Origin of the sequence: Burkholderia sp. AU33423, assembly GCF_002223135.1 — a bacterium.
Lineage (GTDB): Bacteria > Pseudomonadota > Gammaproteobacteria > Burkholderiales > Burkholderiaceae > Burkholderia > Burkholderia lata_D.
Window position 1 is genome coordinate 13,254 of sequence record NZ_NKFH01000007.1, and the last position, 12,644, is coordinate 25,897.

Here is a 12,644-nt window from a genome sequence, read left to right on the forward strand (position 1 = left end):
GTAGATGATCCGGACGAAGTGCGAACCCGGCCGCGGAGACCGCGGAGCGCGCGGATGGCTCCGGTCAGGCCGACCCGCGCGCAGCGACGCGATGCGACACGCGAACGCCTGCTCGGCGCCGCGCGCGCGATCTTCGCGGAGAAGGGCTATGCGGCCGCGAGCGTCGAGGATATCGCCGCGGCGGCCGGGCATACACGCGGCGCGTTCTATTCGAACTTTCGCAGCAAGACGGAGATGCTGTTCGAGCTGCTGCGGCGCGATCACGACGATGCCGCGACGGCGCTGCAACGGATCGCCGGCATGCCGGCGGGTTCGGCGGAGGACGCGCAGCGGACGTTGCTCGCCTGCTGGCGGCGGCGTGCCGCGCGGGATGCGTCGCGGCTGATATGGCTGGAAGCGCAACTGCAGGCGGCGCGCGATCCGCAGTTCCGTGCGCAGTTCGGTGCGTTGCTGCATGAGCGGCAAGCGCTCGCGACCGCATGCATCGATGCATTCGCGGCGCGTGCCGGCGTGTCGCTGCCATTGCCCGCGTGGCTGCTGGCGCTCGGCCTGACCGCGCTGTGCGACGGCGTGCACGCGTGTTGTGCGGCCGACGCGCGCGGCACCGTGGACACGCTGGCCGATGCCGTGCTGGTCGGCTTCGTCACGCATACGGTGTTCGACCGCATGCGCGGATGACGTGTCGGCGACGCCGCGGCCGGCGTCGCCGCCCGACTGTATGAAAGCTGAAAGCAGGTTGTCATGGCGGGACGGCAAACCGCCACGACGCACGTTCGAACAAGCAGACGAAACAGGGAATACCCCCTCTTTTTCTTTCTCGTATTTTTGTCATGATGACCTAACATTGTCACCATGTTCTACTGAAGGTGCCGGCAATGACCGATCACGGCCGGCAGTGGTTGGACGAATCAGGAGATCTACGATGGATGCACTTACACGCAAGGCTTTCTTCGAGGACGGCGCGGTTCTCGTCGAAGGCGTACTCGACGCGGCGCAGCTTGAGCAGTGCCGCGCCGCGTTCGACTGGGGGATGGAGAACCCGGGCCCGATGGCGACGGCGCTGCTCGACGGCACCGAATACCGGTCGCACAACGACAACGCGAACCCGTACGCGAAGGCGCGGCTCGACGAACTGGTCGGCACGCTGCCGTTCGGCAAGCTGTTCGCCGACCTGTGGGGCTCGAAGCACGTGTGGTACTTCGCCGAGGAACTGTTCATGAAGGCCGGTGGCAAGAGCGCGCGCTCGCCGTGGCACCAGGACACGTCGTACCTGCCGTGGGAGGGCATGCACTTCGGCAATGCGTGGATCAGCTTCGAGCACGTGCCGAAGCGCAACGCGCTGGAGATCGTGCGCGGCTCGCATCGCGGCGTGCGCCACGACGGCACCACGTTCCAGAACGCGGAGGACCCGACCGATCCGCTGCACGGCGGCGACGTGTGGCCGCGGCTGCCGAACATCGAAGCGGAGCGCCGCGCGGCGCCCGACGCGTACGACATCATTTCGTGGGAAACGAAGCCTGGCGACGTGGTGCTGCTCCATCCGGGTGTGCTGCACGGCGGTGGCGCGGTGGATGCCGCGTTCCCCGACCGCCACACGCTCGTGCTGCGCTTCTTCGGCGACGACGCGACGTTCAGCCCGCTGCCCGAGCAAAGCCGTTCGGGTTTCACGCCGGCCGGCGTGCTGTTCGTCGACGAGCTCGCCGGGCTGAAGGCCGGCGATCCGTTCCGCGCACCGTGTTTCCGTCAACTCGTCTGAGCAAGGAGTCTTCAATCATGTCAGCTACCCCGAAGCGGCAATCGATCGTTCCGCCGCCGTTCCAGCCGTGGTACGACGCATACCACTTCTCGCCGGCCACGCGCGTCGGCGACACGATCTGGGTGTCGGGCCAGGTCGGACTCGACGCGCAGATGCAGCCGGCCGACGGCGTGGCGGCGCAGGCGCGGATCGCGTTCGAGAGCTTGAAGATGATCCTGGAAGCGGCGGGCGCGAGTCTCGCCGACGTCGTCGAACTGACGACCTTCCATACGAACCTTCAGCAGGAAACGCAGGATTTCGCGGCGATCAAGGACGCATATTTCCCGGACCGCTACCCGTCGTGGACGGCGGTCGGCGTGTCGCAACTGGCGCTGCCGGGGCTGTGCGTCGAAGTGCGTGCGGTCGCGGTGGCCGGGTCGGGCAGGGACTGAGACAGACGGCAGTGCGTCATTCCTTCCAGACGGGCGTTCGTAATGAATCGCAGTCCTGATGGAATGGCGAAAGCGTATCGAAACAGGCAGGCGGCCGTCCGTCATCGCGGACGACCGTCATCAGGGAGCGATGCGATCGCCGGTCGGTGATCGCGAGCGGATTGAATGCGTCGCACCCGGGACGGGCGAGCGAACGCGCAGTGGGAAGGAGAACCATGATGAGCAAGCATCAATTCTGGGCCGCGTCCGCACTCGCGGCCGCTGCATGTCTCGCGCTCGGCACGGCCGTCGCGGCGGACGACCTGACGCCGGCCGGCGCCGATCGCGCGGCGAGCAAGGACGGCTCGGTGCCGGCCTACACCGGCAAGCAGTCGCCCGACGCGGGCTGGGAATGGGGCAAGGTGCGCGCCGATTTCTGGAAGCATCGCAACGAGAAGCCGCTGTACTCGATCGATGCGGCGAACGTCGACAAGTACGCGGACAAGCTGTCGCCCGGACAGGTCGCGTTGATCAAGCAGAAGAAGGGCTACCGGATGGACGTCTATCCGTCCCACCGCGAATGCCAGCTGCCGGATGTCGTCGAGCAGAACTCGAAGGCCAACCTGAGCGCCGCGAAGCTCGGGCCGGCGGGCGACACGCTCGGGGCGGCCATGTTGCCGGGCGTGCCGTTCCCGCAGCCGAAGAGCGGCGTCGAGGCGATCCTCAACTACGAGATGCGCTATCGCGGCGAAGGTGTCGACTGGGGGCAGATGGCGACGACCGTGTCGCCACGTCCGGGCAGCAGCGAATGGATCGACGCGGTCGGCCCGCAGACGTTCTTCTTCCCGTCCGGCAAGCTCGGCAAGCATTCTCCGCAGGACGTCGATCAGCTCAGCACGGCCGTGTACTTCCAGATGAACTCGCCGGCTGCGCTGGCCGGCCAGGCGTTCGTGCAGCGCCAGTATTTCGACAAGCCGTCGGAGACGTACTACTACTTCCCCGGCCAGCGCCGCGTGCGGCGCATGCCGGCCTATACGCACGACGCGCCGCTGATCGGCTTCGAGAACCAGTACCTGATCGACGAAGCGAACATGATCAACGGCTCGCTCGACCGCTTCAACTGGAAGCTGGTCGGCAAGAAGGAAATGATCGTCCCGTACAACGCATTCGGCATGTACAAGTTCAAGAGCAAGCTGCACGACGTCGCGACGCCGGACGGTGTCGCGGCGACGAGCCGGCACTACGAGACGCACCGCGTGTGGGTCGTCGAGGCGACGCTGAAGCCGAGCGCACGGCACGTCGCATCGAAGAAGGTGTTCTATCTCGACGAGGACAGCTGGCTCGCGCTGGTCGGCGAGGACTACGACGCGCAGGGCAAGCTGTGGAAGGTGCGCGAAAGCTATCCGATCCCGGTGTGGGAGCTCGGCGGCACGTGCGACAACGAACCGCTCGCGCAGTACGACATGAACAACGGCCGCTACGTGCTCGATGCGACGTCGATCGGGCAGGGCAAGGACGTTCGCTGGCTCGAACAGGCCGACGATCCGCGCTTCAAGCAGGATTTCTACACGGCGGAATCGCTGCGCTCGGTCAGCGAACGCTGACCGTCATCGGCTGAAGCACAAGGGACCGGCGCGCGCAACGACCGCGCGCCGGCATCGCAAAGGGGTGGGAGACGGATCATGGAATCGGCAAGGTTGATCAGGAATACTACGGTATCGGTCGTGCTCGCGGGTGCCGCGGCGTCGAACGCACACGCTTACGACTTCACGACGGGCATCAACGATCTGCAAGGCTCGTGGGTGACCAACCTGACGGCCGGCGCCGGCATCCGTACCAAGAGCCCGAGCTGCTCGCTCACCGGCGATCCGAACGCATACGGCTGCGGCGCGGCGGCGAACACGAATCAATGGGGCTATGCGGACAACGGCGACCTGAACTACCGCAAGGGCCAGCCGTTCAGCACCTACGTCAGCGCGACCAGCGAGCTGCTGCTGAAGATGCCCAGCGAAGGGCTGAAGTTCATGGTGCGCGGCACCGGCATGTACGATTTCCTCGCCGGCAATACGGCGAGAACGCCGCTGTCGAGCACCGCTTCCGCGCAGGTGGTCTACAACGCACAACTGCTCGACCTGTGGGCGCAAAAGGACTTCAGGATCGGCGGACGCAACGCACACGTGCGGCTCGGCAACCAGGTGATCAACTGGGGTGAGAGCATGTTCGCGCAGAGCGGGATCAACGCGACCAACTCGCTCGACGTGCAGAAACTGCTGATTCCCGGCTCGCAACTCAAGCAGGCGCTGCTGCCCGCACCGATGGTGAGCGTTGCTGCAGACCTGTCGCACGGATTCAGCACCGAGGCCTACTATCAGTTCCAGTGGAACGGCAACCGTTATCCGCCGGTCGGCTCGTACTGGTCGGTGACGAACGGCTTCGGCCGCGGCGCGGAGCCGTTCACGCTCAACACGACCAACCTGAACGTGACCGGGCCGAGCGCCGGCTCGATCGCGAATGCGATCGGCGGCGGGGCCGCCGCGGGCAACCAGGGCACGTTGAACGCGATCAAGAACGGGCTCGTGAACGGCGACTATGCGGGGCCGCCGTTCAACGACATCGGGCTGCCGTCCGTCACGAACCTGCCGGCGAAATACCGGCCGCAGTTCGGCGTGAAGTTCAACTACTCGCCGCGCTCGTTCGACGCGAACTTCGCGTTCTATTACCTGAACTACACCGACAAGTCGCCGGTACTCGCGTCGCTCGCGAACGGCACCGAGCAGTGGTCGTATCTCGGCCGCCGCCAGCTGTTCGGCGTCAGCGCGAACTTCGGGCTCGGGCCCTGGGCGATCGGTACCGAGCTGTCGTACCGGCCGCGCGATGCGGTCGCGCTGTCGGCCTGCTATGGCGCGGGGGGCCCGCTCGACCTGAACACGAACGGCGTCGCCGGCATCGACTGCCCGCAATGGGTCGACAAGAAGAAGTTCCAGTACGACATCAACGGGCTGCTGGCGCTCACGCGCAGCGAGTATCCGTTCCTCAAATGGCTCGGCGCCGATTCAGCCGCGCTCACGTGGGAGCTCACGTGGATCTACTACCCGGGGCTGAGTCCGAGCGGCGTCACGCGCACGATCAACGGGCAGACCGTCACGCAGGCGCCGCAGACCGGCTACCTGCCGTGGCTGAACAACGGCTCGGCGCTCGGCTACCCGATCGGGAAGGGGCAGGGCACCGCGAGCTCGGTCGGCGCGACGATCGACTTCAACTGGACCTATGACGGCACGCTGATCCCGGGCTGGCAGGTCACGCCGGGCGTGACGTTCTCGGATGGACTGTACGGCTACACGCCGACCTTCACCGCGAACTACATGCAGGGCGCGAAGTCGCTGAACGTCTACGTGCTGTTCAACCAGAACCCGCCGAACTGGCAGGCCGGCATCAATTTCACCGCGTTCTTCGGCGGGCACAACACGGTCGGCCAGCCGTACGCGGACCGCAATTTCGTCGGGCTGTTCGTCACTCGCAATTTCTGACGGTGACGTGCTTACGGGCGGTCGGCGCCGTGCGCCTCCGCCAATCATCAAGGGGTCATGTCGTGCTCAATCGTCTGGTCAGCCGCCTCGAAAGGCTCTTCTTCGGTCATCGCGCGATCGTGCTCGCGGCGATCGCGTTGTTCACCGTCGCGATGGCCGTGTTCGCCGTGCAGCTGCGCATGGACGCCGGCTTCGAAAAGCAGATGCCGATCGGGCACGAGTACATCCGCACGTTCCAGCAGTATCGGAACGACCTGCTCGGCGCGAACCGGATCACGGTGGTGGTGCGCGCGAAGCACGGGTCGATCTGGTCGAAGGAAGGGCTGACCCGGCTGTACGACGTCACGCAGGCCGTCACGTATCTGCCGAACGTCGACCGCATCGGCGTGCGCTCGCTGTGGACGCCGAACGCGTTCGTCAACGAAGTGACCGACGAAGGTTTTCGCGCGGAGCCGATCATTCCCGGCACCATCACGCCCGGCCAGCTGACGCCGGACATCGTCGCTCGCGTACGCCGCGCGACGACGCTCGGCGGTTACGTCGGCACGCTCGTGTCGCACGGCGAGGACAGCGCGATGATCACGGCCGAGCTGAACGAGCGCGACAGCGCGGGCAAGGTGCTCGACTACGTCGCGTTCAACCACCTTCTCGAAGAAAAGATTCGCAAGCCGTTCGAGGATGCCGGCTACGAGATCCAGATCATCGGCTTCGCGAAGCAGATCGGCGACGTCGCCGACGGCGCGACGGCCGTGCTCGGCTTCTGCGCGGTCGCGCTGCTGCTAACCGCGCTGGCGGTGTACTGGTACTGCCATTCGGTGCGCTTCACGGTGCTGCTGATCGCGTGTTCGCTGACGTCGCTCGTGTGGCAGTTCGGCACGCTGAAACTGCTCGGCTTCGGCCTCGATCCGCTTGCGGTGCTGGTGCCGTTCCTCGTGTTCGCGATCGGCGTGTCGCACGGCGTGCAGCAGGTGAACTTCATCGTCCGGGAAATCGCGCACGGGCAGAGCTCGTTCGATGCGGCGCGCCACAGCTTCAGCGGCTTGCTGATCCCGGGCGTGCTCGCGCTGATCACCGCGTTCGTGTCGTTTATCACGCTGCTGCTGATCCCGATCCCGATGGTGCGCGAACTCGCGATCACCGCGTCGCTCGGGGTCGCTTACAAGATCGTCACGAACCTGATCCTGCTGCCGGTCGCCGCCTCCTGCTTCAACTTCACGAAGGCCTATGCAGACAACTCGCTGAAGCGTGCGCAGCAGCGCGCGAAGCCGCTGCGTGTGCTCGCGCGGGTGGCCGAACCGAAGTACGCGGGCCTGACCGTCGCGCTGACCGTCGCGATTTTCGCGCTCGCCGCGTGGCAAAGCCGCGACCGCGTGATCGGCACGCTGCAGCCCGGCGCGCCGGAGCTGCGGGCCGATGCGCGCTTCAACCGCGACGCGACGTCGATCGCCGGCAACTATGACATGGGCCTCGACTGGCTGACGGTCGCGATCGAATCGACCGGCAAGGCGTGCGACAACCCGGCAGTCGGCCTGTACGAGGACGACTTCTCGGCCGCGATGCGCATCGAGCCGGGCGTGGTGTCGGCGCAGTCGTACTCGGCGATGCTGCGGACCTACAACCAGGGCTACAACGAGGACTACCCGAAGATGAACGTCGTGCCGATCGATGCGGAGAACTACGGCGCGGTGTCGGTCGACGTGTCGCGCGTGAAGGGCTTCATGAACCGCGATTGCGGGATGACGGCCGTGCACCTGTTCCTGACCGACCACAAGGCGACGACGATCAACCGGATCCTCGACGACGTGAAGCAGTACCGCGCGTCGCATCCGTTCCCGGGCATCACCGTGCGGCTTGCAGCGGGTAACGCTGGCGTACTCGCGGCGACCAACGACGAGGTCGCGAAAAGCGAGTTGCCGATGATGCTCTACGTGTACGCGGCGATCCTGATCCTCGTATTCCTCGCGTATCGCGACTGGCGCGCGATGTTGGCTTGCTGCGTGCCGCTGTCGGTCGCGACCTTCATCGGCTACTGGTTCATGAAGGAGCTGCAGATCGGGCTGACGGTGGCGACGCTGCCGGTGATGGTGTTGGCGGTGGGGATCGGCGTGGACTACGCGTTCTACATCTACAACCGGCTGCAGGTGCATCTCGCGGGCGGGCAGGACATCGTGAAGGCCGTGCAGCACGCGATGCTCGAAGTGGGTGTGGCGACGATCTTCACCGCGATCACGCTGGCGATCGGCGTCGCGACGTGGAGCTTCTCGGCGCTCAAGTTCCAGGCCGACATGGGCAAGCTGCTCGCGTTCATGTTCATCGTGAACCTGGCGATGGCGATGACGGCGCTGCCCGCGCTGGCGTCGCTGCTGGAGCGCGGGTTCCCGCGCCGCAAGCCCGCCCGCGCGCCCGGCCTGTTCAGCCATTGACGGCTGCGGCCACCCTCACGGAGATCCTTGCCATGATCAAGACGCTCGTTGCCTCTATCGGATTTTGCGTTGCCGCCGCGGTTCTCGCGCAACCGCAGGAAGGAACCGTCGCGGCCTGGGCCGCGAAGCCCGCGCACGCGTGGGCCGCGCCGACCCGCATGATGCTGATGGACGCGACGCACGCCGGTTCGCGGATCGTCGCGGTCGGCGAGCACGGCATCGTGCTGTTGTCCGACGACGACGGAAAGACCTGGCGGCAGGCGCAGCGCGTGCCGGTGTCGGCGACGCTGTCGGCCGTGTCGTTCGCGGACGCGAAGCACGGCTGGGCAGTCGGCCAGTGGGGCGCGATTCTCGCGACCGACGACGGCGGCGACACGTGGGTTACGCAACGTGTCGATACGTCGGTCGACCAGCCGCTGTTCTCCGTGCTGTTCACGAGCGCGCAGGACGGTATTGCGGTCGGACTGTGGTCGCTGATGCTGCAGACCCATGACGGCGGCCGCACATGGACGCGCACGACGCTGCCGAAGCCGCCCGGCGGCGGCAAGGCCGACCGCAATCTCCATCACGTGTTCTCCGACCCCGCGCACGCGCTTTACGTCGTGTCGGAACAAGGGATGGTGCTCAAATCGGCCGACGGCGGCGCGAACTGGACCTATCTGCCAACGGGCGGCAAAGGCACGTTGTGGTCGGGCGTCGCGATGCCGGACGGCCGGATCGTGGTCGGCGGGCTGCTCGGCAGCCTGTTCGAAAGCCGCGACGGCGGAACGACGTGGGCCGCATTGAACACGGGCACGCGCAGCTCGATCACCGCTCTCGTTGCGACCAGCCGCGGGCTGGTCGGCGTCGGGCTCGACGGGATGACGCTGGCGCAGCGGGTCGCGGGCGGCCCGTTCGACGTCGCGCAGCGCGCCGATCGCGCGACGCTCACCGCGGCGTTGATCGATGCGCGCGGCAAGCCGCTTCTGTTTTCGCAGGACGGCGTGCTGGCCGCGCCGTGAGTTGAATCCACAAAAAAGCCAGGAAGGATGGAGTACTCAAGATGAATCGCAAGCACAAGCCGGACACGCAGGCCCGGCGGCAAATACTGCGCGTCGCGGCCGTGGGCGCCGCATCGCTCGCGGCCGGAGACATGTCGTTCGCGGAAAGCACGGCGCCGGCTTCGGCGGAGCGCGGCGTGTTCGATGTCGTCATCATCGGGGCCGGGCTCGCCGGGTTGACCGCCGCACGCGACCTGAAGCGCGCCGGTTGCGAATCGTTCGTCGTCGTCGAGGCGCGCGACCGCGTCGGCGGCCGAACTTTCAACCACGACCTCGGGCACGGTGTCGTGTCGGAAGCCGGCGGCCAGTGGATCGGCCCCGGCCAGACGGCGATCGCCGATCTCGCACGCGAACTCGGCGTCGACACGTTTCCGACGTTCTATGAAGGCAAGACGGTCGTGCTCGCCGGCGACACGCGCGTCGCGCAGGATTTCCACGGCGGCTCGGGCGGTGACGATGCGATCGGCGCGAAACTCGGCGCGCTCGCGCGCGGCGTGCCGTCCCGCGAACCGTGGACGGCGCAGCACGCGGCCGAGCTCGACAAGCTGACCTACGGCGACTGGCTGCTGCGACACGGCGTGACCTACGAAGACGGCTACTTCCTCGGCCTCGCGGCGAAGCTGTCGCTCGGCGGCGCGCCCGCGCAGCTCGGGCTGCTGCATTACCTGTCGATCATCAACAGCGCGGAGTGCGACTACGCGAAGCTCGAATCGATCAAGGGCGGCGCGCAGGAAACACGCTTCGTCGGCGGTTCGCAGGTGTTGAGCCTGCGGATGGCGGGCGAGCTCGGCACGAAGGTGCGGCTGTCGTGCCCGGTGCGCAGGATCTCGGGCTGGGATCGCGACGTCGTCGACGTGCAGACCGATCGCGGCGTGTTCCGCGCGCGGCGCGTGATCGTCGCGCTGAATCCGGCGCTCTGCGAGCAGATCGCGTTCGATCCGCCGCTGCCCGCCGGTCGCGCACAGCTGCAGCGCAACTGGCCCGCGAACGCGCCGATGCGCAAGACGGTGCACGTGTACGACTGCCCGTTCTGGCGGGACGACGGCTACAACGGCCAGATCTTCGAGGTCGGCGGCCCGGTCTTCATGGCGTACGACAACTCGCCGCCGGACGGCTCGGTCGGCGTGCTCGCCGCATTCGTCGCGCCGGGCGCGCTGCCGTCCGAGCCGAAGGCCGCCGAGCGAACGCTGTCGGCCGTGTTCGCGCGCGCGCTCGGCGACAAGGCGCTGCATCCGACTCAGTTCCACGACTACGACTGGGGCCGCGTCGATCCATGGACGCTGCAGTGCATCCATCCGCTGCCGCCCGGCTTCTGGACGAAATGGGGCAAGTTCCTGCGCCCGGAGGCCGGCCGACTGATCTGGTCGGGAACCGAAACGGCCGACCTGTGGGCCGGCGCGATGGACGGTGCGGTGCGCTCCGGGCACCGCGCGGCGCTGCAGGCGCTCGGCAAGCTGGCCGGCCGCGGCAAGGAGGCGTGAATGAAACGAACCTGGATGATCGGCACCGCACTCGTGATCGCGGGCGTCGCGACGGCCGGCACGCTGTACGGCCCCGACCTGGTCGACGGAATGCGTTACGAGAAGGCGATGGCCGCGATCGGCGGCGCGGACAACGCGAACGGCGGCGCGTGGCCGCAGCCGCAGGAGACGTGTGCGTTCTGCCACGGCACGCACGGACAGTCGCGCAACGCGTGGTATCCGTCGCTGTCGGGGCAGCCCGCGACCTACATCGCCGCGCAGCTGCGTGCGTTCGCGAGCGACGAGCGTCGCAATGCGTACATGGGGCCGCTTGCGCGTGAACTCGACGGCCCGAAGATCGACGCGCTCGCGACCTATTTCGCGCGGCAGGCGCCCGAGCGCAACGAAGCGGTACCGGCGGACGAGGCGCTCACGCAGCGCGGGAGGGCGCTGGTCACCGCACGAAGCTGCCAGGCGTGCCACGGCGCGGCATTGACGGGCAAGGATCACATGCCGCGCCTCGCGGGCCAGGGGCAGCAATACCTCGAGACGCAGCTGGCGGCATTCCGCTCGGGCCAGCGCCGCGATCCGACCGGCGCAATGAACGGCATGGCCGCGACGCTGTCCGGTGACGACACGCGGGCCATTGCACACTACCTGGCCAGCCTGTCGCCGGACGGCGCGGGTGGTGCGGGGAGTACGGCCCGATGATGCGGACGGCGCGCCGGGGCCGGGAATACCCTGTCTTTTTCTTCGCTGTTTACTTTGTCATAGTGACCTAAGATCGGTAATGTGTTCTACAAAGAAGTACCCGAATGTGAAGCGGCAGTAGCGGCCGTTCGGCCGAACCGGTTTTCAACAACTCACGTTTCAGGAGACAACCATGGCTAAGCACCCCGTCGTCGTATATGGCGCAAGCGGTTACACCGGCATGTTGATCATGGACTGGCTGATCGATCAGAACATCCCGTTCACCGCGGTCGCGCGCAACGCGGGCCGCGCGAAGGAAATGATGGCGCAGCGTGTCGTGCGCCTCGAATCGGCGGAATACGAAATCATCGAGGCGGAGCACAACGTCGATGCGCTCGTGAAGGCGTTTCGCGGCGCGAAGGTGGTGTGCAATACAGTCGGGCCGTTCTCGAGCTTCGGGCTCGTCGGCGTCGAGGCCGCGCTGAAGGCCGGCTGCCACCATCTCGACACGACCGGCGAGCAGTCGTATATCCGCGAGGTGCGCGACCAGTTCGGCGAGCTGTATCGCCAGGCCGGCCTGCTGGTGTCGTCGTCGAACGCGTACATGTACACGTTTGCCGAGATCGCCGCCGAACTCGCGCTCGAAACGCCGGGCATCGATGCGCTGGAGACTGCCACGCTGACGCGCGGCCCGCGCAACGCGGCTGGCGTGAGCATCGGTTCGACCGCGACGATCTTCGACGGCGTGCGCCACGAGTCCTGTTACCTGTGGGAGAAGAAGCTCGTCCCGCATACGGCCGATGCGTCGTTCACCGTCGCGACGCCCGAGTTCATGCAGCCGGTGTTCTGCCTGCCGTGGGGCGGCACGTCGCTGCCCGTCTACTTCGAGCGCGATCCGCGCGTGCGCAGCTGCATCTCGTGCGTGGGCTTCTACGACAACAACGTGATGAAGCTGGTGCACCAGTTCGGGCAGAAGTGGGAAGCCGAATACAAGCACCTGCCGCGCGAGCATCAGGACGCGGTGCTGAAGCAGGTCGTCGATTCGACCACGCCGACGATGCCGCCGCGCGAGCGCACGACGATCCAGCGCAGCGTCGACGTCGCGATCGGCCGCGGCCAGCTCGCGTCGGTGCGCGCGACCGTGCACGGCATCACGCCGTACATCTCGACCGGCGCGATCCATGCGGCGGGCGCGCTCAAGCTGCTCGACGGCGAGTTCGCGCGCGCCGGCTTCGCGTCGGGCTCGAAGGCGTTCGGCCATCGCTACATGCTCGGCTTCCTCGAACAGCGCGGGCTCGCGCGCGCCACGGTCACGCAACTGTGACGGCCGCCGCGTTG

10 protein-coding genes are annotated in these 12,644 nt (G+C 67.0%); all 10 read left to right on the plus strand.

Annotation, left to right across the window (positions count from 1 at the left end; all coding sequences use genetic code 11):
- Positions 1–54 precede the first annotated feature (54 nt).
- The 10 genes from CFB50_RS18360 to CFB50_RS18405 all read left to right on the plus strand — a co-directional run bounded on the left by CFB50_RS18360 (position 55) and on the right by CFB50_RS18405 (position 12,630).
- Positions 55–678, plus strand: a complete 624-nt coding sequence (locus CFB50_RS18360; RefSeq protein WP_089446788.1) for a TetR/AcrR family transcriptional regulator — start codon at positions 55–57, stop codon at positions 676–678.
- A gap of 244 nt (positions 679–922) precedes the next feature.
- On the plus strand, positions 923–1,756 hold the full coding sequence (locus CFB50_RS18365; protein WP_069250412.1) for a phytanoyl-CoA dioxygenase family protein: 834 nt from the start codon (positions 923–925) through the stop codon (positions 1,754–1,756).
- 17 nt (positions 1,757–1,773) lie between these two features.
- Complete coding sequence (locus CFB50_RS18370; RefSeq protein WP_069250413.1) at positions 1,774–2,187, plus strand: RidA family protein; 414 nt, start codon at positions 1,774–1,776, stop codon at positions 2,185–2,187.
- A gap of 215 nt (positions 2,188–2,402) precedes the next feature.
- On the plus strand, positions 2,403–3,770 hold the full coding sequence (locus tag CFB50_RS18375; protein ID WP_089446789.1) for a DUF1329 domain-containing protein: 1,368 nt from the start codon (positions 2,403–2,405) through the stop codon (positions 3,768–3,770).
- 78 nt (positions 3,771–3,848) lie between these two features.
- Positions 3,849–5,693 carry a DUF1302 domain-containing protein gene (locus tag CFB50_RS18380; RefSeq protein WP_089446790.1) on the plus strand — a complete coding sequence of 615 codons (1,845 nt, stop codon included), beginning with the start codon at positions 3,849–3,851 and terminating at the stop codon, positions 5,691–5,693.
- 62 nt (positions 5,694–5,755) lie between these two features.
- Positions 5,756–8,116 carry an efflux RND transporter permease subunit gene (locus CFB50_RS18385; protein ID WP_089446791.1) on the plus strand — a complete coding sequence of 787 codons (2,361 nt, stop codon included), beginning with the start codon at positions 5,756–5,758 and terminating at the stop codon, positions 8,114–8,116.
- Positions 8,117–8,148: 32 nt separating this feature from the next.
- Entirely contained in the window at positions 8,149–9,117 is a 969-nt protein-coding gene (locus CFB50_RS18390; RefSeq protein WP_089446792.1) for a WD40/YVTN/BNR-like repeat-containing protein, read from the plus strand.
- A gap of 41 nt (positions 9,118–9,158) precedes the next feature.
- On the plus strand, positions 9,159–10,637 hold the full coding sequence (locus CFB50_RS18395; protein ID WP_089446793.1) for a flavin monoamine oxidase family protein: 1,479 nt from the start codon (positions 9,159–9,161) through the stop codon (positions 10,635–10,637).
- Positions 10,638–11,327: a c-type cytochrome gene (locus CFB50_RS18400; RefSeq protein WP_089446794.1), complete on the plus strand. Its 690-nt coding sequence runs from the start codon at positions 10,638–10,640 to the stop codon at positions 11,325–11,327.
- Positions 11,328–11,499: 172 nt separating this feature from the next.
- Positions 11,500–12,630 (plus strand): saccharopine dehydrogenase family protein, encoded by a 1,131-nt coding sequence (locus tag CFB50_RS18405; RefSeq protein WP_069250420.1) that lies wholly within the window; start codon positions 11,500–11,502, stop codon positions 12,628–12,630.
- The last annotated feature ends 14 nt before the right edge of the window (positions 12,631–12,644 follow it).

Bases quoted from the DNA above. Each gene is read 5' to 3' on its own strand.
- CFB50_RS18360 (WP_089446788.1), top strand. From the start codon at position 55: ATGGCTCCGGTCAGGCCGACCCGCGCGCAGCGACGCGATGCGACACGC.
- CFB50_RS18365 (WP_069250412.1), top strand. From the start codon at position 923: ATGGATGCACTTACACGCAAGGCTTTCTTCGAGGACGGCGCGGTTCTC.
- CFB50_RS18370 (WP_069250413.1), top strand. From the start codon at position 1,774: ATGTCAGCTACCCCGAAGCGGCAATCGATCGTTCCGCCGCCGTTCCAG.
- CFB50_RS18375 (WP_089446789.1), top strand. From the start codon at position 2,403: ATGATGAGCAAGCATCAATTCTGGGCCGCGTCCGCACTCGCGGCCGCT.
- CFB50_RS18380 (WP_089446790.1), top strand. From the start codon at position 3,849: ATGGAATCGGCAAGGTTGATCAGGAATACTACGGTATCGGTCGTGCTC.
- CFB50_RS18390 (WP_089446792.1), top strand. From the start codon at position 8,149: ATGATCAAGACGCTCGTTGCCTCTATCGGATTTTGCGTTGCCGCCGCG.
- CFB50_RS18395 (WP_089446793.1), top strand. From the start codon at position 9,159: ATGAATCGCAAGCACAAGCCGGACACGCAGGCCCGGCGGCAAATACTG.
- CFB50_RS18400 (WP_089446794.1), top strand. From the start codon at position 10,638: ATGAAACGAACCTGGATGATCGGCACCGCACTCGTGATCGCGGGCGTC.
- CFB50_RS18405 (WP_069250420.1), top strand. From the start codon at position 11,500: ATGGCTAAGCACCCCGTCGTCGTATATGGCGCAAGCGGTTACACCGGC.